The organism is Okeania sp. SIO2B3, from assembly GCF_010672525.1.
Classification (GTDB): Bacteria; Cyanobacteriota; Cyanobacteriia; order Cyanobacteriales; family Microcoleaceae; genus Okeania.
This window is the reverse complement of record NZ_JAAHGH010000004.1, coordinates 168,915-190,532: the sequence shown is the minus strand read 5'-3', so window position 1 is coordinate 190,532 and position 21,618 is coordinate 168,915. Positions and strand designations below refer to the sequence as shown.

Below are 21,618 nucleotides of genomic sequence, written 5' to 3'. Positions count from 1 at the left end.
GGCAAATTGAGAAAATCAAAGACTCGTTTCATTATAGTTGTGGGAGAAATTAAGAGCTTTATGGCACTGCTTTTATCGAAATTTTTCTCCTAACTCTGAGTCATCTAATCTATCTCTAGTTTCCCAGTTAAATTTCATCTGTAAGTCTGATTTATAGTTGTGAATTTCAGCTCGAAAGAAATCTCTCAATTTTTGAGGTAGTAATTTCTTGATAGGTGGATAAGACTCTACGTTGAATTTTTTGGTAGTGGGGAATTTGATAGTGGGGCAAATTGAGAAAATCAAAGACTCGTTTCATTATAGTTGTGGGAGAAATTAAGAGCTTTATGGCACTGCTTTTATCGAAATTTTTCTCCTAACTCTGAGTCATCTAATCTATCTCTAGTTTCCCAGTTAAATTTCATCTGTAAGTCTGATTTATAGTTGTGAATTTCAGCTCGAAAGAAATCTCTCAATTTTTGAGGTAGTAATTTCTTGATAGGTGGATAAGACTCTACGTTGAATTTTTTGGTAGTGGGGAATTTGATAGTGGGGCAAATTGAGAAAATCAAAGACTCGTTTCATTATAGTTGTGGGAGAAATTAAGAGTTTCAACTCACTGTTGTTCTCGAAATTTTTCTCCTAAATTTTAATCATCTATTCTAAGTCTGATTCTAATTTGTAAATTTCAGCTTGAAAAAAATCTCTCAATTTTTGAGGCAGTAATTTCTTGATAGATGGATAAGACCTTCAGTTAAATTTCTGGTAGTTGGAAATTTTATAATTTGGCAAATTGAAAAAATCAAAGACTCCTTTCGTCATAGTTGTGGGAGAAATTAAGACCCTCAGTTAAATTTCTGGAGGCAATAATTTCCTAATAAGTGGATAGGAGCATAAGTTAAATTTTTGGTAGTCGGGAATTTGATGGTTGGGCAAATTGAGAAAATCAAAGACTCCTTTCATCTTCGAGTTTCTCAGTTAAATTCTACCTCTAAGTCTGATTCTAATTTGTAAATTTCAGCTTGAAAAAAAATCTCTCAATTTTTGAGGCAGTAATTTCTTGATAGATGGATAAGACCTTCAGTTAAATTTCTGGTAGTTGGAAATTTGATAGTTTGCCAAATTGAGAAAATCAAAGACTCCTTTAATCAGGTGTTGTAGGAAAAATTAAGACCCTCAGTTAAATTTCTGGTAGTCGGGAATTTGATGGTTTGGCAAACCCAAAAAATCAAATACTAATTCGATCATAGTTGTGGGAGAAATTAATAACTTCACTCCACTGTTTTTATCGAAATTTTTCTCCTAAATTTTAGTCATCCATCTAAACTTTCCCAGTTAAATGTTATCCCTAAATACTCTTCTAATTTTTGATTATGAGGTCGAAAGAAATTGCTCAATTTTTGATGCAGTGATTTACTGATAGGGGGATAGGAACCTAAATTTAATTTCTGGTAGTCGGGAACTTTATAATTTGGCAGACCGAGAAAATCAAATACTTGTTTCATCATGGTTGTTGGAGTTCTATAAAATTCTTCTGTGGGCAAAATTAGAATTTGTTCTTGAGGAAATATTCTCATCCAATTGTGGATAAAATCTATATATATGCCAGTGCCTAAATAATATAATTCATGATGCCAATAATTGGTGTCTAAGGGAGAATTTTTATAAATCATTTGCCAATTTTCTAATTCTTCTTTTAATGCTGTTTCTAAAGGGCGATTTTCTCTATTTATCCTTCGCCAATGATAGTAGTGAGAAATAGCTCTATCTACAGGGTTTCTCAACATAATTATTAATTTGATTTTGGGAAAGTAATTAAATATTCTGTCTGGTGCTTCCCAGTTTCCTAAGTAACTAGGACTTGCTTCTCCAGTGATTAAATTTTCATGGTTTGGAATGGCAGGAAAATGAGAGAGATACCAATTTATTCCTTTGTCAAAGTTCATCGACCAAAAATTTATTTCTTTGACAACAGGGGATAAAATTTGAGGATGTTGGATGAGATAACTAAATAAGGAGGTCGTTCCTCCTTTTCCTACTCCAATAATTAGAAAGTTAGGATTTTGAATGTCTGTCAAATTCCACTGTTTTTGGTAAAGGGAGGGGTAAGATTTTAAAATTTGTTGATAACAAGCAGTTTGGTAATAAATAATTGCTTCATCTATTTGATTCTGTTTTGTCAGAATTTCACCGAGATTTATATAGGACAAATATGAATCTGGATTTTGTTGAATAAACTGTCGATATAAATTGACTACTTCATCTAATTTTCCGCAACGTTCTAAAGTTTGCCATAAATTATAATTTGACCAGGATAATTCAGGGTTAAGTTCTACAGCGCGCAGATAAACAATAGCAGCTTCATCCCACCTTTGTTGTTGAATAAAAGCATCTCCTAAAAATTGATAAATTTCAGAAATATTAGGTTTAATTGAAATAGCTTTTTGATAAGAGGCGATGGCTTCATCTAATCTTTGTTGTTTTACTAGGGTATTTCCTAAGTAATTCCATAGCCAAAAGTTACGAGGATTTTTTTCAATTTCTTGGCGGTAGATATTTTCTGCTTTTTCCCATTTATCTTGTTTGAGAAACAAGTTCCATAAACATAAATGAGGTCTATCTATTTCTGGATTAAGTTCTATTGCTTTTAAGTAACTGGTAATTGCTTGGTCTGATTTTCCTGTAGTTTCTAGAACATCTCCTAATAAATTATAAGACCAATAATAGTTAGGATTAATTTCTATGGCACGACGGTATGCTGTTATGGCTTCTTCCCAATTTTCTAATTTTACTAAAGTATCTCCTAATGAGTTATGAGACCAATAAGAATTAGGATTAATTTTGATGGCTTGATGATATTTGATAATGGCTTCTGTTTCTCTTTGTTGTTTGAATAAAACTTCTCCTAAATTATGGTGAGCAGAGTAAATTTTAGGATTGATTTCTATGGCTTTTTGCAGAGTAGTCTCAGCTTGGTCTAATTTACCTAATTTAATTAAAGTTTCTCCTAATTTATTGTGAGACCAGTAAGAATTAGGATTAATTTTTATAGCTTTTTGGTAAGCAGTTACTGCTTCATGTAAATTATCTTGTTGAGTCAGTGCTTCTCCTAATTTTTCGTAAGACAAATAAAAATCAGGATTCAGTTTAATTGCTTGTCTAAATGCTGTAGTTGCTAAATCCCATTTTAATAGTTGAATCAAGCTTTCTCCCAGTTTCTGATATGACCAAGAAAAATCAGGGTTAAGTTCTATAGCACGTTGATATGCTGTGATAGCTTTTTCCCACTGTTGAAGTTGCATTAAAGCTTCCCCTAATTTGTGATAAAACCAGGAAAAATTAGGATTAAGTTGAATGGCATTTTGATAAATAGTAATAGCTTGTGAAAAATTTCCTTCTTGTAGGTAAATATCTCCCAATTTTTGGTAAATTCCCCAATGTTCAGGTTGAAGTTCTAGAATTTTTTCATAACAAGTGATCGCTTGTTCTATTTTGCCTTGGGATAAATAGATTTCTGCCTGTTTTTGGCTTTGTAATACTATTATTTGTAAGTCTGTATTTGAGGGCATAATTCTAGAGGTGTCAGAAGTCAATGTTCATAATTAAGAATAGGTAGCTTCATATCATTTTCTTGAGCAAAAGGTAGAGGAGTGGGAGAGAAGTAAACATAAGAATAATTAGCAATAATACCATTAAAAAAAAAGAATGTTACAAATAATAAGCACCCCAGGTGAATACTTTCATATATAGCAATCCTATTTTATTTGTGTATAAAAATCTTACCGATTTTAGGGAACAGGGAACAGGTAAGAGTTTCAGTTTTTTTATCTACTTTTTGATTACCCGCAACCAATTTAGGATTGCTATAGCAATATGATTTGAGTTGTGAGATATTGAAAACTTTTAGGGAACAGGGAACAGAGAAGAAGAAAAAAACATATCATATGAATATAATAATTGCTATATTCTATACTTTTAAGTAACATCTCAATTCTAACAACTCATTCCTGATTGCTATATAAAATCTAAGTGTTAATTACTTAATAACCGTTAACGGAGGTGCTTAAGATTTTTGAGACTTGAATTCATAAGAAATTTTCCCTTCTACCTTCTGCCTCCTGCCTTCTTCAGTATTAATTACTTAATAACCATCAATGAAGGTGCTTAAGATTTTTGAAACTTGAATTCATAAGAAATTTTCCCTTCTGCCTTCTGCCTTCTGCCTTCTGCCTTCTGCCTTCTGCCTCCTGCCTCCTGCCTTCTGCCTTCGTTCATTCCCAATTAAACTTCATACCTAAATATTCTTCAAGCTTTTGATTATAGGGTTGAAAATAATTACTTAGACTCTGGTGAATTGATTGAGGAAGAGTAGGATAAGAACCAGAATTTAATTTCTGATAATTTTTGAGTTGATGTTTGGGTAAATCTAGAAAGTTAAAAACTTTTTCCATGATAGTTCCTGGGTTTTGATAAAAGTCTTCGCTTCTTAAAATCAGGAATTGTTTTCTGGGAAAAATAGTCATCCATTTTTTGATAAATTCTACATAAATTCCATAACTTATATAGTAAGATATATGATTCCAGTAAGCTTGTTCAAGAGTAGATTCAGACATTTGCTGAAGTCTCTCTAACTGGGAATATATTGCTTCTGATAAAGATTTATTTTCCATCTTCGATCTGACTTCGTGATAATAGTGAGAAATTGCTCTATCTACTGGGTTTCGCAAAATTATAATCAACTTTATTTTGGGGAAAATACTAGATAGTCGTGTCGGGGTCTGCCAACTATTAATATAGGTAGGAGTTGCTTCTCCTGTTAAAAATATTGTTCCTTTTGGAATGGGAGGAAAATGAGCTAAGTACCAATTTATTCCTTTGTCAAAATGTCTCGACCAAAAATATATTTCTTTTTTAATGGCAGGTAAAACTTGGGGATGTTGAGTTAGATAGTTATATAGAGAAGTAGTGCCACTTTTGCCAGTGCCAATAATTATAAAGTTAGGATTTGTTACTTGTTCTTGATGCCAATATTTTTTTACAAAATTGGGATGAGATTTTAAAGTTTGCTCGTAACAAGCAGTACGATAAGAGGTGACTGCTGAGTCAATTTTACCTTGCTCGCTGAGAACTTCTCCTAGGTTTAAGTGAGATAAAACGGAGTGGGGTTTCTTTTGAATAATTTGATGGTAAAAACTGACTACTTCATCAAGCTTATCGGACTGTTTTAAGTAATTCCAGAAACGATTATAAGACCAGTTAATTTCTGGGTTTAATTTGATGGCTTTGAGGAAAGCTAGACTTGCTTTTTCCAATTCTTCTTGTCGAGTCAGAGCGATGGCTAAATCATAGTAAGATTTAGAAGATTTTGGGTTTTGTTCGATAGTTTTACGACATCTTTCTATTTCTAGTTCTAACTTTACTTTTTTCTCTAAAGTTTTCTGAAGTTGATTTGTAATTTCTTGGTCATTTACTTTCAGTTGCAGAGCCATATTATAAATAATGATTGCCCCTTTATATTTTTCTTTTTTGCTGAGGGAATTTCCTAAATATAGATATAAATCTGGATTTCGCGGTAAATGAAGTGCTAATTTAGAATTAATTATCTCTATCCGGTCGTTTTGAAGTGCAGAACAATAATAGTTAATTTTATCTTCTAAATTACTTTGGGATATTTGTGCGAATGCTTCTCCTAGTGTCTGATATATCCAAGGCATATTTTTTTCCATATTTAATGAAATTAAAAAGGTGAATATTGCTTGATTCCACCTTTTTAATTTCATTAAAATTTCCCCGATATTGTTATAAGACCAAGGTACATCTGGTTTTAATTTTATAGCTTCTACATAACTATCAACTGCTGCTTCTAATTTTCCTTGTTTTTGTAATATATCTGCTAATTGATGATAATTTTCTCTTTGATTTGGTTGAAGTTGGATTAAAGTTTCATAACAAGCGATCGCTTCTGGATAAATCTCAATTTTTCTGTTTTTTTCTACTTCAGCTATTTTAATTAATGCTGCTGCTAATTTACTATAAGCTAAATAAGAGTTAGAGTTCATTTTAACAATTTGACGGTAGACTGCTACTGCTTCTGAGCATTTTTCAAGTTTGACTAAAGCTTCACCTAAATTATAGTAAGCCACATCTATATTAGGTTCTATTTCTATTAGTCGGCGATAAGCTGTTACTGCTTCCGACCATTTTGATAATTGCATTAAAGCATCTCCTAAATTTTTGTGAGGCAAATATAAATCTGGCTTTAATTCAGTAGTAAGACGATAAACTTTAACAGCTTCCTCCCATTTTTCTAGCTGCATCAAAGCTGTGCCTAATTTTTGGTAAGACCAAGGAAAATCTGGATTTAGTTCAATAAATTTTTTGTAGGCAATGACAGCTTTATCCCATTTTTTTAATTGTAGGAATGCTTCTCCTAATTTATGGAAAGACCAGGGAAAATTTGGATTTAGTTCTGTAGCTTTTTGATATGCAATGACAGCTTTATCCCATTTTTTTAATTGTAGGAATGCTTCTCCTAATTTATGGAAAGACCAGGGAAAATTTGGATTTAGTTCTGTAGCTTTTTGATATGAAATAACAGCTTCATCCCATTTTTCTAATTGTAGGAATGCTTCTCCTAATTTGTGATGAATTTCTGCTTGGTTTGGGTTTAACTGAATTGCTCGATCATAACTCTCAATTGCAGCTTGCCATTGTTGTTGCTGAAAAGATAAATTACCTAAATTAATGTGAGCTTCTACTAAGCTAGAATTTATGGCGATCGCTTGTTGATAATTTTCTTTTGCTAACTCTAATTTTTCCATTGCTTCTAGCACTTTTCCCAAGGTATTGTAGATGCGGGAAAAGTCTGATTGTATCTCTATTACTTGGTTACATAACTTGTGTGATATTTCTAAATTTCCTCGTTCTAGATATAATTCTGCCTGTTGATATAAATCTAGTGCAATTTTTTTTTTATTCATTTTATTTAATCTTTTTAAAGTCGCTAATTTTCATTAATATCCGCTTATATCATGTCCGGATAATTAGTGATAAAAAAACTTACTCCTTTTCCTCCTCTTATTTCTTACTTCTTTCTTCCCTCCTGACTTAAGCATAAATACTTGCTGAATCGTTGACTCCTATTAACCACTATAATTTTCTTCTTAATGCATGACTTTTGACTTTTGACCTATATTTTTATGCTACGTTTTGTCGTGCGGAATGTAGGTTATAAGTAGGGCTTGCTGATTAAATATCAAAGCATTGACTGATATTGGTTTTAGCATTTTTTGGCCTTTAAAAAGTGCCAGCTTTTCAGCTCAAAAAGCTCAAAAAGCTAGTATTTGGGGACGATTATGGCAGAAAAATCACTCTTACAATTTTTCCGACTTACCTCCTCTATAATTCCCATTTCTCCCCTCCTGGGAGGGGTTAGGGGTGGGTTGTCTCCTACCCCTACTAAAAGACTTTTTCAGCAAACCCTAAGTAATCAACCGGACATAATATTATTCAACTAAATTCCTGCTAACTCTAGAATTTGTAATAGCAGTTTAATATTAACAATAATATCTGGTCCCCACTGACTTTTATTTGAATTGTCACTTTCAAAATCTTGACCAATTAAGTGGTAGTGTAACAAGCCACATATATTACTAATTTGCCAGTATATAGAATTAATAAATTTTGGAGAAAAAATTTCAATTACTTTAGTTTCTGGACTGCAAAATACTAGGTTTGTAAGTCCTGCACCATGAGGAGAAATTACTACTTTAGCGCCAGCCATAAGTGATGCTTGTTCCGTTACTGAAATTGATTCTAGAGTAACAGTAACAAAACCAAACTTTCCCAGTAGACTAACTACCTCCTCTTCATTAACTATTCTCCGGTAGGGTGTCAGTTTCCGACTAATATATATACGTTCTTTTTTGCTAGGTAATTTACCAATATTTTCGGCGTTTAAAAATAAACTTCTTAAAAAATCACAACCCCATTTTGTTATCCTAATGCTACCTTGTTTAGTCATTAGTGAAGGAACCACTAATTTGCGAGCTTTTATATTGGGAAACAACTGAGCTTCTATTAATTTTTCCGGAGGTATTTTCAAAGCTTGTATGCTCTCTTTTTGAAACTTTTTACTACAGTTAGTAAAAACAAACTTATCTATGATAGGCATAAGATTACTTCTGCGTAACAAGTCTAACCTGACAAATATATCAAACATCCAGTGGAAGTAATTATTTATTCCCAGATTTACTGGTAAAAAAGCTACCGTTCCATTGATGTTGTAAACTGGCGGTAATTTGGAAGAAGATATCATTATTTCAGCACAACCTGTGGAAATATCTCTTACTAATTTATTGTCTGAAGTAATAACTGCTGTTGTTCCTAAATCAACACATCCTCTTCCGTCTACGACTATTGCTACAAAAGTTGCTGCTAATTTTGCTTTTTTGCTTTGAAAATTTGGATAAATTTGTGATTCAATTGTTTGAGATGCTGATAGATTTATATAACTGGACTCTGAGACTTTTTTCTTAGTAATATTAGTTTGTGGGGAATCTGAAGTAATTTCCCAATCTTGTGTTAAATTGAAAAATTTTTCTAGCCAGTCTTTGGGTAATTTTTGTTGAGAATTCCAGAGGCGAGCTTGATTTTGACGACCTTGTTTTTTCAAGATATATGCTATATTTTGGTGAACATTCTCAATGTCTGGCTTCATTTTCAATGCTTCAATTAAACAGGGTATTGCTTCAGAAAAATTCTGTTTTTGGACATAAGTATTGCCTAATGCTGCATAATGCCAACAAGAGTTGGGATTTATTTCTATGGCTGTTTGATAATTATAAATTGCTTCATCGAATAAACCTTTTTGTTGTAGAGCATCTGCTAATCTTCTGTGAAATAAATGGTTATTTGTTTCTAACTCTATAGCACGACGGTAAGCAATTATTGCTTCATCCCACTTGGTTAATTTACTTAGTGTTTCTCCTAAGTTGTAATATGACCAATAAAAATTTGGATTAATTTCTATGGCTGTTTGATAATTATAAATTGCTTCATCTAATAATCCTTTTTGTTGTAAAGCTTCTGCTAATCTTCTGTGAAATAAATGGTTATTTGTTTCTAACTCTATAGCACGACGGTAAGCAATTATTGCTTCATCCCACTTGGTTAATTTACTCAGTGTTTCTCCTAATTTGTAATATGACCAAGATAAATTTGGATTAATGTTTATGGCTGTTTGATAACTAGAAATTGCTTCATCTAATAATCCTTTTTGTTGTAAAGCGTCTGCTAATCTTCTGTGAAATAAATGATTATTTACTTCTAGTTCTATAGCACGACGGTAAATAATAATTGCTTCATCCCATTCTTGAAGTTTTACTAGCTTTTGTCCTAGATCGTGGAGCCATTTTATATTATTTGGTTCAGTTTCTAGTAAGCTTCGGTAATAATCTATAGCTAGATCGTGTGGTTCCAATTTTGATAAATTATCTCCTAATCTCTGATAAAACCAATTTAAGGTGGGATTAATTTCTATGACTCGTTTACAACTAGAAATAGCTCTGTCTAAGTTTCCTTTTTGTTGCTGAATTTCTACTAATTTACGGTGAACTTCCCAAACATCAAATTTGATGTCTATTACTTTCTGATAATATTTTTCTGCTGATTCTAATTCTCCTTTTTCTTGGAAAATATCTGCCAATTTTTTGTAAGACCAAGGAAAATGTGGATTAATTTCTATAGAGAGCTGGAAATTACTAATAGCTGCATCTAACTCTCCTATTTCTTGAAATATTTTTCCTAGTTTATGGTGAGCTATCCACAAGTCCGGTTTGATTTTAATTGCTGTTTGATAATAATTTATTGCTTCAGTTAACTCTCCTTGTTTAGCAACAGCGTCGCCTAAATTTTGATAAGCACTTGCCAAAGACGGATTTAATTTTATGGCTTGCTGGAAATAAGCGTTCGCGGAGCGTGGCGTCAGCTGTATCGCCTGTTCTATTTCTTCATTTTCTAACAAATTTTTTCCCGGTTTTAAATATTCTAAAGCTTGAGGATATTCAGCTTCTAAACTTAATGCTTGTTCCTGACAATCTCTGGCTAATTCTATTTTTCCTATTTGTTGCCAGATTTTTCTTAAATTACGATAAAAACCTGGTACATTTGGTTTGATACCGATGGCTTCTTGGTAAGATTTTATTGCTAATTGCCATTGTTGTTTTTGGGCATATAAACTCCCTAAATTTGCATGAACTTCCGCCCAGTATGGCTGTTGATTTATTGCTTTTAAATACCATTCTTTTGCTTTGTCTATTTCACCCATTTTGTGGAAAATATTTCCCAATGTTTTATAAATAGGTGGAAAATCTGGCACTATTTCTAATGCTTGGTGACAAGCTGCTATTGCCTCTTCTAATTTTCCTTGAGTTAAATATAATTCTGCTTTTTTATTTAACTCACATAGTGACATTTGCTGTTGTTTTGTCATTTTAATTTATTGATAAACTAACTTCTAATCCCTACTTGTTTATATAAGTTACAGAGTAGGATATCAGTTGACAGAATTTCTTTTCTACTGGTGTGTTTTAACTCTTTGAACATCAAGGCATTGTAGAGAAAGCAGCATAAATATTTTTCTGTATTTGCATTTCCTTGTTTGAAAAAATCCTGCCATTTTTTACAGTTAACTAATATTAACTTGTTTATATCGAGCTACAGTCAACTCTGATTAAAATATTATTCTATGCAACTTAGAAATGAATTTGGTATGAGATTTATTCTAGTTTTATTCTGGGATACAAATATGACTTAAATTCATTCAATTTCTGCTAATTTCATAATTTTTAATAGCTTGTCTAGACTGACCAGAATATCTGGTGTATAGCGCATTGACTTAGCTGAATTAGGATTATCAAAATTTTCACCTATTAAGTAGTAGTGTAATAAGCCGCATACATTACTAATTTGCCAATATATAGGGGTAATATATTTGGGAGAAAAAATTTCAATTACTTTAGTTCCTGGAGTACAAAAGACCAGGTTTGTCAGTCCAGCACCATGAGGAGTAATAATCAATTGAACAGCTCCTAGGCATAATACTTTTGTAGTAAGACAATTAATAAAGCTTTTATTCTCAACTAAAAGCAATAGCTGTTAACGCAGTTCCTCCGATAGGAGGCTAGCTGATGGCTGACTGCTTAATGCTTACTCTCCTTTAAAGGAGAAACAAGAAAAAATTTCCTTTGAGTCAATCCTATCCGCTTTCAAGGAGAGGTAATAATTAATAATTAATTATTAATTGTTGAAATTACTTTTGCTAATTCCATAATTTTTAATAGCTGTTTTAAATTGACAATTATATCTGGCATCCATAACTGTTTTCCTAAATTATCATTATCAAAAAAATCCCCTAATAAATAATAATGTGAAAGACTACAAAAATTACTAATCCGCCAATATAAAGAATTAACATATTTGGGAGAAAAAATTTCAATTACTTTAGTTCCTGGACTACAAAATACGAGGTTTGTTAATCCAGCTCCATGAGGTGCAATAACAACTTTAGCAGCAGCCATATATGATACTTGTTCTGCTATTGACATTGATTCTAAGGTCAGACTAACAAAGCCAAATTTCTCTAACAAATTCATAACTTCCTCCTCATTAAGAACTCTACGCCATGATGCTAGCTTTCTACTAATATATATACGTTTTGGTTGATGAGATAATTCTTTAATATTTTGAGGTTTCAAAAATAAACTTCTGAGAAACTCACAACTCCATTTATTCACCCATATTCCTCTTTGTTTAGCCGAACATGAAGGCACTATTAATTGCTTTGCTTTTATGTGAGAATACAATCTACTTTCGATTATTTTATCTTGGGAAATTCCCAATGCTTCTAAACTTTCTCTATGAAAATTTTTTTCGCAACTACCCAAAATAAACTTATCTATTTCAACATCTGTTCGGCGTAATAAATCTATCCGTGCCACTGCATCAAACATCCAGTGAAAATAATTTTTTTCTCCCCACTTTGTTGACAAAAAAGCTACATTTTTATTTATGTAATAAATAGGAGGTAATTGGGAGGAGGATATAATTACTGTGGCACAACCTGTAGAAACGTCTGATACTAATTTATTATCTGAGCTAATAACTGCAGTTGTTCCTAATTTTACACAACCTCTTCCTTCTGGTATTATTGCTATAAATGCTTCTACTAATTTAAGTTTTTTTTCTTGAAAACTGGGATGAAGTTTGGCATCTATTGTTTGAGATACGAAGAAAGTTACTGGCATTTCTGGATAGATTTTTATCTGAATAATATTACTTTCTAATGAACTAGATATAATTTCCCAGTCTCCTGTTAATTTAAAAAATTTTTCTAGCCAATCTAGGGGTAATTTTTCTTCAAGAGACCAAATACTAGCTGCATCTTGACGACCTTGTTTTGTGAGAATATATTCTATATTTTTATGCACTTCATCATAATCTGGTCTCAATTTCAGAGCTTGGATTAAATAAGGTATTGCTTCAGAAAACTTTTGCTGTTGAACATAAGCATCTCCTAATGCTCCATAATACCAACAAGAATTGGGATTGATTTTTATGGCTTTTTTGTAACTGGCGATCGCTTCTTCTATCAAGCCTTTTTTCTGTAAAACATCCCCTAATTTTTTGTGGAGTGTATCTTGATTTGTGGCAAGTTTTAAGGCACTAGAATAAGCTAAAGCTGCTTCATCCCATTCTTGATTTTGTTGATAAATGTCTCCCATTAATTTATAAGGCCAAGATAACTTTTGATTGAGTTTTATAACAACTTTACAAGCTATAATGGCTTGTTTTAATTTTCCTTGCTTCAGCATAATCTGATTTAATTTGCGGTGAATATTCCAAGCATCTGGCTGAATTTCTATCGCTTTTTGATAATAGTGTCTTGCAGCGTCTAATTTTTTTTGGTTTTCTAGAATTTCACCTAATTTTTTGTAAGACAAAGGAGAATTTTGGTTGAGTTTTATAGCAAGTTTAAATTCTATAATAGCTGTATCTAGCTCTCCTATTTCTTGAAATACTTTTCCTAGTTTATGATGAGCTATCCACAAGTCTGGCTTCAGTTCTATTGCTTGTTGATAAGATTTAATTGCTGGATGTAATTCTTTTTTTTCAACTAAAGCATCCCCTAATTTTTGATAGGCATTTGCCAAAGATGGATTGAATTTTATAGCTTGCTGGAAATGAGCGATCGCTGATTCTATTTCCCCATTTTCTAGCAAACTTTTTCCCTTTTTCAAATATTGTGAGGCTTTGGGATATTGAGCTTCTAAATTTAATGCTTGTTCCTGACAAACTCTTGCTAATTCTATTTTTCCTATTTGTTGCCAGATTTTTCCTAAATTACGATAAAAACCTGGTACATTTGGTTTGATTCCGATGGCTTCTTGGTAAGATTTTATTGCTAATTGCCATTGTTGTTGTTGGGCATATAAGCTGCCAAAATTTGCATGAACTTCCGCCCATTCTGGCTGTTGATTTATTGCTTTGAGATACCACTCTTTTGCTTTGTCTATTTCACCCATTTTGTGGAAAATATTTCCCAATGTTTTATAGATGGGTGGAAAATATGGCACTATTTCTAATGCCTGTTTACCAGCTTCTATTGCCTCTTCTAATTTTCCTTGGGCTAAATATATTTCTGCTTTTTTATTTAATTCATATAGTGAATTTTCCTGTTGTTTTTTCATTTTCATTTATGTATAAACTAACTTCATTTTTAGGGAACAGGGAATAGGGAATAGAAGATAAATAAGTATAGGCATACCTCATGAGGTTGAGAAATCCTATATGATCAGAGATGTCTAATAACATCGGCTATTTCTCAATTAATTTTCATTGTTTCCCAAGATAATTTCAAATAGTCTGGTATTTCTTGAAAATAGATATTTTTTTTATCAGAGGGAACAGGGAATAGAGAATAATGGGACTTACACAAAATCAAGGCAGAAAATAGGCTCAAATATAGATGTGCAGAGGCTTTTACGTCGAAAAGGCATAAATCCTGAGTTACCAAGAGTTCTAGCCATTTTTAAGGCTTTGACGTAATTCCATTGTCTAGACTGACTTTGACGCATTTTTCCTACCAAAAAATGTCTAAGTACCAATAAAAGATAAATAAGTATAGGTCTACCTCATTAGGTTGATAAACGTTATACGATCGGAGATGTCTAATAACATCGGCTATTTCCCAATTAATTTTCATTGTTTCCCAAGATAATTTTAAATAGTCTGGCATTTCCTGAAAATAGACATTTTTTTTATATACCCAGAGGGAATAGAGAATAGAAGAGAAATAAGTATAGGTCTACCTCATTAGGTTGATAAACGTTATATGATTGGAGATGTCTAATAACATCAGCTATTCCCCAATTAATTTTCATTGTTTCCCAAGATAATTTTAAATAGTCTGGTATTTCTTGAAAATAGATATTTTTCCTATCAGAGGTAACAGGGAATAGGGAATAGGGAATAGGAAATAGAAGATAAATAAGTATAAGTCTATCTGATTAGGTTGAGAAACATTATATGATCGGAGATGTCTAATAACATTAGCTATTCTCAAATTAATTTTCATTGTTTCCCAAGATAATTTTAAATAGTCTGGTATTTCTTGAAAATAGACATTTTTCCTATATACCCCGATAATTTTGGGAAGATAAGATACATTTACTTGTTTCAGGGCATAACCTAATTTTTCGTGGAATAAATAGTTATTCGAGTTTCTTTTTAGAGTAGAACTTTTTATAGACTTTTATCAAAATAATTGGGTATAAAACCCCGCCTTTTAAGGCAAAATTTTTTTGGAGGGTTGCTCAAATCCCCGTTACAAAAATAACTTCTGACTTCTGACTTCTGACTTCGTTAAAATTATCCCACAAACTTCAAAATTAATAACTATAATGTCCCAAGTATTTCTAACTCCAAAAGTAAGTGTAATTATCCCAGTATATAATTGTGAACTCTACATTGCCCAAGCAATAGAAAGTGTATTTAAACAAACCTATACTAACTATGAAATTATTGTTATAGACGACGGGTCTACAGATAATACCTGTCAAGTATTACAACCATACATGACAAAAATTCGCTATTTTTATCAAGAAAATAAAGGATTATCTGCAACTCGTAACCGTGGCATTAAATTGGCAAAAGGAGAATTAATTGCTCTCCTTGATGCTGACGATTTATTTCTACCTTATAAACTGACAGAACAAGTTGCTATTTTTGATGCTCAACCAAATATTGGTTTAGTACAAAGTGGGTGGCGAGTTGTCAATGAAAAAGGAGAAAAAATTCAAGATCTTGAACCTTGGCATAAATCTCCAGAATTAGATTTAGTAAGTTGGTTAAAATGGAAAACTACTAACCCTAGTGGGATGATGTTTCGCAAAGAATGGTTAGAAAAAGTAGGTGGCTTTAATGAACAATTACGCAGATTAGAAGATTTTGATATTGTCATTCGATTAGCTTTAGCAGGTTGCCAAGCCGCTTGGTTTCCTAAAGTAGCTGTATGTTATCGTCAACATAGCAGTAATATGACTAGAAATTTACTTGCTCAAATAGCAGTAGAAGAAAAAATTTTAGATGAACTTTTTTCTAACACCAATCTTCCCCCAAAAATTCAACAGTTAGAAAAGGAGTTACGCTACGGTTCTCTAATTTGGAATTGTTGGTGTTTATATAAATCTAGCTACTTCGCTGAAATGGCTGATTATTTATATAAGTCTTTAAAATTTTCCTCTTTTTCTGTCCTTAAAACTATCTGTAATTGGCTCTATTATTTTCAATATTATGCTGCTCTAGAAAACTATGATTTTAATTCTGTATTTTTGCATCAATTACCAGAATGGCAAAAATTAATAACTAAAGTTATCCCTAATGGCTTACCAATGGTTAGTGTTATTATTCCTACCTATAATAATGCTGATTATATTCTCATAGCTATTAAAAGTATCCTGACTCAAACTTATACCATTTATGAAATTATTATTATTGATGATGGTTCTACCGATAAGACTTATCAAGTTTTAGAACCCTACCTAAATCAAATTAAATATGTATATCAAGAAAATCAAGGACCATCAAAAGCGCGGAATCATGGCATAGAAATAGCTCAGGGAAAATATATTGCCTTTCTAGATGCCGATGACTTTTTTCTACCCGAAAAATTAGCCGAACAAGTAGGATGTTTTGCAGAAGATTCTACTTTAACTATGGTGCAAAGTGGTTGGAGATTTGTTGATGAAAAAGGTAGTATTATTAAAGATATAAAACCTTGGGAAAATGGTGCAGAATTAGACTTAGAAAATTGGTTAATCTGGCAAGCAACTTTGCCTAGTGCAATGATGTTTAGAAGTGAGTGGTTAAAGCTTAATGGTGGGTTTGACCAAAGATATTTTGGTATTGAGGATTTAGAAATAGTTTTGCGCTTGGCTTTAACTGGAGGAAAAGCTACTTGGTTACCGAGAGTTTGTGTCTGTTATCGACAGCGTAATAGTAGTGTTTCTGGATTAGAAAATCGACAAAAAATTACTCAAGAATTGGAAAAATTATTAGATGATTTTTTTAGCAAACCTAATTTACCTGCCTCAATAAGTCAAATAGAAAATCAAGTAAAATATCGCTCCCTACTTTGGAATTCTTGGCGCTTATATCAGGCAGGTAACTTTTTCGAAATGGCTGCTTATTTGCAAAAATCTTTAACTTATACTTCCGCCTCTACTACCGAAGCAATTTGTACTTGGATAGAATTATTTAGCAAACTTGCTCGTCAAGAAGGAAATCAATTTAATGCCTATAATTTTAGTCAATTACCAGAGTGGAAAAAATTAATTAGTAATATTTTTAATCCAGTAGTACCAAGAGTCAGTGTAATTATTGCCACCTATAATAATGCCCACTATATACTAGAAGCGATCGCCAGTGTTTTTAATCAGACTTATACCTCTTATGAAATAATCGTAATTGATGATGGTTCTACTGATAATACTCGCGAAGTTTTAGAACCTTATTTAGATAAAATTCGCTATGTTTATCAAGAGAATAAAGGAGTATCCCACGCCCGAAATTTAGGTTTAGAAATGGCAGGGGGAGAATTTATTGCTTTTCTGGATGCTGATGACTTTTTTCTACCAGATAAACTGGCAAAACAGGTAGCTATTTTTGATACTCGTCCTTCTCTTGGTATCGTGCATAGTGGGTGGCGTTTAGTTAATGAAAAAGGGGAAAAAATTTCCGATATAGAATTATGGCATAACTCCCTAGAATTAAATTTAGAAACTTGGGTAGTTTGGAAACCTGTAACTATTTCTATGATGTTTCGTCGGAGTTGGATAAAAAGTGCGGGAGGTTTTGATACTCGTTGGCATCATGGAGAAGATATAGATTTAGTATTGCGTTTATCTGTAAATGGTTGTGAGGCAGTTTGGTTGCCAAAAGTTACTTATTGTTATCGTCAACATCATCGGAATGCTACTAGAAAATCTACTCACCAAGCTGTTAGTATGATGTCTGTTTTAGATGACTTTTTTAGCAGACCAAATTTATCAGTATCTCTTCGTAAATTAGAGGGAAAATCTCGTTATTATACTTTGAGTTGGTTAGCATGGCAGGCACATCGAAATGAGAATTTAGTTGAGATGAGTAAATATCTACGACAAGCTGTAAAATATACTCCTTTATCTATGACAGAAACTATTTATCATTGGATTGATAGTTTTAATAGTCTTTATCAACAATATGGTTATGAATTTGATGCTTATGCTTTAACAAATTCGGATATTTGGCAACAGTTAATGTCAGATATTTTTGTGAAGTAAGAAGTAAGAAGGAAGAAGGAAGAAGGAAGAAGGAAGAAGGAAGAAGGAAGAAGGAAGAAGGAAGAAGGAAGAAGGAAGAAGGAAGAGGGAAGAGGGAAGAAGGGACAACCAGGAAGATTGATTATTTACAGCATATTTCGGGTAAATGAGGTATAGGATAAATGATAAAAATATTGTAGTGCGGGCATCTTGCCCGCGATGGGTGTACCTCATAACAACGGGAAGCGCTGTATAGAACCCATTTGGTATCTTCATAAATATCAAGTTTTTTTAGCTAGGAGTCAGGAGTCAGGAGACAGGAGACAGGAGACAGGAGACAGGAGTTATATCATGTCCGGTTAAACAGTGATAAATAAATAACTACGGAGTCCTCAGGAGTCAACCCACCCCTAACCCCTCCCAGGAGGGGAGGGGAAGGACCGAGTCAGGAGGAAAGAGGGAAGAAAGAAGAAGAACTGGAGTTGAAGGAGAAAGTTTTTTTATAACTAATTATCCGGACATGATATTAAGAGGGAAAAGGAAAGAGGGAAGAGGGAAGAGGGAAGATGTGGGGAGAGATAATACAAAAAATTCAACACTCCTTCAGATGATTTTTCCTCAAAATTGATGCGCGAAAAGACTTGACTACCATAATTATATAGATCTCAAATGGGTTCTATATTCGGTGAATATCTACAGTAAATTTAAGTTTTTTCCAGCTTTTAAAACTTCTTACTTCTTCCTTAAATTTAAGTTTTTTCCAGCTTTTAAAACTTCTTCCTTCTTCCTTCTTACTTCTTCCTTAAATTTAAGTTTTTTCCAGCTTTTAAACCTTCTTCCTTCTTCCTTATTCCTTCTTCATATTGGTAATATGCAATTATTAATATTAGCATCACTAAAATTAGTACCACTTAAATTCGCGTCACTGAAATTAACACCATTGAGATTTGCACTGCTAAGATTAGCACGACTGAGATTAGCTCCAATCAGGTTAGTATCTTTAAGATTAGCATGACTGAGGTTAGCATAACTCAGGTTAACGCCACTAAGGTCGATACCATTCAAATTAACACCCCACAAGTCAGCTCCCATCAAGTTAGCACCACTGAGATTAACATCACTTAGATAAGTATGCCAAAGGTGGGCACGATTAAGGTCACTCCCACTGAGGTTAGCACCCTTGAGGTTAGCACCACTAAGATTCACACCACCCAAGTTAGCATTGCTAATATTAGCATTTTCTAGGTTAGCATCCCACAGAGCAGCTACTCGTAAACTAGCACCACAGAGATTAGCATTGCTGAGGTTAGCACGATTGAGATCGACACGATTTAGTTGAGCATTACTGAGGTCATTACCTTGTAAGTTTCTTCCTTCCACCTTGTGATTTACAATGTCCCAAATTATATACCATTTTTGGTCAAGTCTAGTTGTTTCACTGATTTTTACACCCTTAAGTTGAGCATGACTAAGATCGACATTTTCCAGGTGAGCATGACTAAGATCGGCATTGCTAAGATCGACTCCCCTAAGAATAGCACCTGTTAAATTAGTATTACGAAGATTGGCATAACGGAGTTTAGCATTCGTGAGATTAACATTGGTGAGATTAGCTGTGCTCAGATCGACTTGGTTCATTTTAGCGCCATTAAGTTGAGCATTGCAGAATTTAGCAGCACTCAGATGAGCATTTGTCAGGTTGGCGTTACTAAGGTCAGCGTTACTAAGGTCAGCAGCATTGAGGTTGGCACTACTGAGGTTGGCATCTCTCAAGTCTGCATCATTGAGTTCAGCAGCAGTAAGGTTTGCACCGCTCATTTCAGCATAGTTGAGTTGAGCTAACATGAGATTGGCTACACTCAAGTTAGCTTCCTCTAAATAAGCTCCAATTAGGTTAGCTCCTTTCAAGTTAGCGTTACAAAGATTGACTCTTCTGAGATTTGAGTGACTGTGGTAGTTGCTATCAATATTTTGGATTTGGCAATAGGGAATATTACGATCGCACATCCCAAAATTTGCTCCTTCTAAGTTAGCACTCCGGAGGTTAATATTGCTCAGGTCAGCACCTCGAAGATCGGACTGACTAAGGTTGACTCCTTTGAGATTGTTCTTTATAGGTTGCTGGTTAACAATTTTCCAGACCAAATGCCATTTATGGTCTATTTTTGTCAAATTATTTATTTTTGTTTCTCGGAGGTTAACGTAGTTAAGATTAGCATTACTAATATTTGCATTACTGAGGTCTGCATTGAGGAGATTTGCATTACTGAGGTCGGCATCACTCAAATTTACATCAGTTAGATTAGTATTACTAAAATCAGTATTCTTGAGATTAATACTTATAAGTTTTGCAGCACTAAAGTTACTGCCACTGAGGTTAGAATTACTCAAATTCACTCTTCTAAGTTGAGCGCCACTCAAGTTAGCATTACTCAAATTTACACCTTCAAGGTAGATGCCTATTAGATTAATATTTCCGAAGTTTTTACCGATAGCTTGCTGATTAACTATTTCCCAGATTAATAACAATTTACGATCGAGTTTTGTTTCTTTATTTAGTTTAGTACCCTGAAGATTTATACCTTTAAATTTACTACCTCTTAAGTCTGCACCACGAAGATTTGCATTAGTTAAATTAGCATTCTTTAGGTTAGCAAGACTTAGTTCTGCACCACTAAGGTTTGCATTAGTTAAATTAGCATTAGTTAGGTTAACACCCCTAAGTTTTGCCAGGCTAAGATTCGCATTTTCAAGATTAGTGTTTTTGAGATTAGCATCCTTCAGGATAGCACCTCTGAAGTGAGCTTCTGTGAGGTTAGCATCTTGAAGATTAATACTACTTAAATCGGCATTTTTTAAATAGGCAAAACTGAAATTTATACCTTGTAGGTCTAAACCATTAAGGTTTGCTCCTCTGATGTTAGCTCTGATAAAATTCCGTTTTCCTGTAGCGTATAGCTCTAGTAGTTTAGATATATCCCAAGTATATTGGGACAATGCCAATTTAGCTTTAGGTTGTTGTTGTTCTAGGAGTATTGAATATGCGGCCCATTGCACTTCTATTGACTGGTCCTGCAAGGCCATGAGTAACAAATCTAGTCCTAAATCTCCGTATTTGAGGGTTTCAGAAACTGCTGCTATCCTCAATTGTACTTCACCATATAGTAAGTATTCTTTAACTGCTTCAAGGTTATTGAGAAGAGGGGTAGTAGATGGAGAGGATGATTTCCCAAAGGTAGTATTTAACGGACGGATTTGATTCAAGTCGTTACTCATTTTTGTGGGCTTGATATATATATGCAATAACTTTAACTGAAAATAAAAAATTTTGACATATTCGGTGAGTAGTTCTTCAAGGTTTACTGACTTTTTATACTTTTGGAATCTTCTCGATAAATACTGATAAATAGATCTAAAATTAAATGGTATAGTTATAGTTTTACTTTCGATAAAATCGGCGCAAATTATACGATTTAATCTTTATTTTACAAACATTATCTAAATAATTGATGGATGCTAAACGGGTGTATCTCATATTTGCAAAAATACTTTTTTCCTATATATTCCCTACTCCATATTCCCTATTCCCTATTCCCTATTCACTATTCCCTGTTCCCTGTTCCCTAAAAGCGATAAATTTTTGGCTTTATTCAAAATTGAGATGCACCCTGCTAAACAAGATTAGTAGATAGAGTATAATATAAATTATGGAATGAATTAAATTTCTATATTTTATCTAAGTAAAAAGTAAAAATAATAGGAGGAATAATATAATATTTGT

At 33.1% G+C, this 21,618-nt stretch carries 12 protein-coding genes; 3 read left to right on the top strand and 9 right to left on the bottom strand.

Annotation, left to right across the window (positions count from 1 at the left end; all coding sequences use genetic code 11):
* Nucleotides 1-72: 72 nt before the first annotated feature.
* The 4 genes from F6K15_RS05000 to F6K15_RS04985 form a co-directional block, all read right to left on the bottom strand.
* Nucleotides 73-285: a hypothetical protein gene (locus tag F6K15_RS05000; protein WP_293057846.1), complete on the bottom strand. Its 213-nt coding sequence runs from the start codon at nucleotides 283-285 to the stop codon at nucleotides 73-75.
* A gap of 53 nt (nucleotides 286-338) precedes the next feature.
* Nucleotides 339-551, bottom strand: a complete 213-nt coding sequence (locus F6K15_RS04995; protein WP_293057846.1) for a hypothetical protein — start codon at nucleotides 549-551, stop codon at nucleotides 339-341.
* A gap of 741 nt (nucleotides 552-1,292) precedes the next feature.
* On the bottom strand, nucleotides 1,293-3,548 hold the full coding sequence (locus F6K15_RS04990) for a tetratricopeptide repeat-containing sulfotransferase family protein (RefSeq protein WP_293057844.1): 2,256 nt from the start codon (nucleotides 3,546-3,548) through the stop codon (nucleotides 1,293-1,295).
* Between the two features lie 702 nt (nucleotides 3,549-4,250).
* Nucleotides 4,251-6,959 carry a tetratricopeptide repeat protein gene (locus F6K15_RS04985; protein WP_293057842.1) on the bottom strand — a complete coding sequence of 903 codons (2,709 nt, stop codon included), beginning with the start codon at nucleotides 6,957-6,959 and terminating at the stop codon, nucleotides 4,251-4,253.
* Between the two features lie 283 nt (nucleotides 6,960-7,242).
* Here F6K15_RS04985 and F6K15_RS04980 point away from each other — a divergent pair, with 283 nt between their 5' ends.
* Nucleotides 7,243-7,383 carry a hypothetical protein gene (locus F6K15_RS04980; RefSeq protein WP_293057839.1) on the top strand — a complete coding sequence of 47 codons (141 nt, stop codon included), beginning with the start codon at nucleotides 7,243-7,245 and terminating at the stop codon, nucleotides 7,381-7,383.
* A gap of 109 nt (nucleotides 7,384-7,492) precedes the next feature.
* Here F6K15_RS04980 and F6K15_RS04975 read toward each other — a convergent pair whose 3' ends face one another.
* From F6K15_RS04975 to F6K15_RS04960, 4 genes are all read right to left on the bottom strand, one after another.
* Complete coding sequence (locus tag F6K15_RS04975; protein WP_293057836.1) at nucleotides 7,493-10,471, bottom strand: tetratricopeptide repeat protein; 2,979 nt, start codon at nucleotides 10,469-10,471, stop codon at nucleotides 7,493-7,495.
* A 326-nt stretch (nucleotides 10,472-10,797) separates the two neighbouring features.
* Entirely contained in the window at nucleotides 10,798-11,058 is a 261-nt protein-coding gene (locus tag F6K15_RS04970) for a DUF563 domain-containing protein (protein WP_293057833.1), read from the bottom strand.
* 212 nt (nucleotides 11,059-11,270) lie between these two features.
* Complete coding sequence (locus tag F6K15_RS04965; RefSeq protein WP_293057831.1) at nucleotides 11,271-13,727, bottom strand: tetratricopeptide repeat protein; 2,457 nt, start codon at nucleotides 13,725-13,727, stop codon at nucleotides 11,271-11,273.
* 392 nt (nucleotides 13,728-14,119) lie between these two features.
* Nucleotides 14,120-14,275 carry a hypothetical protein gene (locus tag F6K15_RS04960; RefSeq protein WP_293057828.1) on the bottom strand — a complete coding sequence of 52 codons (156 nt, stop codon included), beginning with the start codon at nucleotides 14,273-14,275 and terminating at the stop codon, nucleotides 14,120-14,122.
* A gap of 664 nt (nucleotides 14,276-14,939) precedes the next feature.
* On the opposite strand from F6K15_RS04960, the gene F6K15_RS04955 reads away from it, so the two are divergent.
* Complete coding sequence (locus tag F6K15_RS04955; RefSeq protein WP_293057826.1) at nucleotides 14,940-17,858, top strand: glycosyltransferase family 2 protein; 2,919 nt, start codon at nucleotides 14,940-14,942, stop codon at nucleotides 17,856-17,858.
* Nucleotides 17,822-18,007 (top strand): hypothetical protein, encoded by a 186-nt coding sequence (locus tag F6K15_RS04950; RefSeq protein ID WP_293057823.1) that lies wholly within the window; start codon nucleotides 17,822-17,824, stop codon nucleotides 18,005-18,007. The genes F6K15_RS04955 and F6K15_RS04950 overlap by 37 nt, the downstream gene beginning before the upstream one ends.
* 688 nt (nucleotides 18,008-18,695) lie before the next feature.
* On the opposite strand, the gene F6K15_RS04945 is transcribed toward F6K15_RS04950, so the two are convergent.
* On the bottom strand, nucleotides 18,696-21,113 hold the full coding sequence (locus F6K15_RS04945; protein WP_293057820.1) for a pentapeptide repeat-containing protein: 2,418 nt from the start codon (nucleotides 21,111-21,113) through the stop codon (nucleotides 18,696-18,698).
* Nucleotides 21,114-21,618 lie beyond the last annotated feature (505 nt).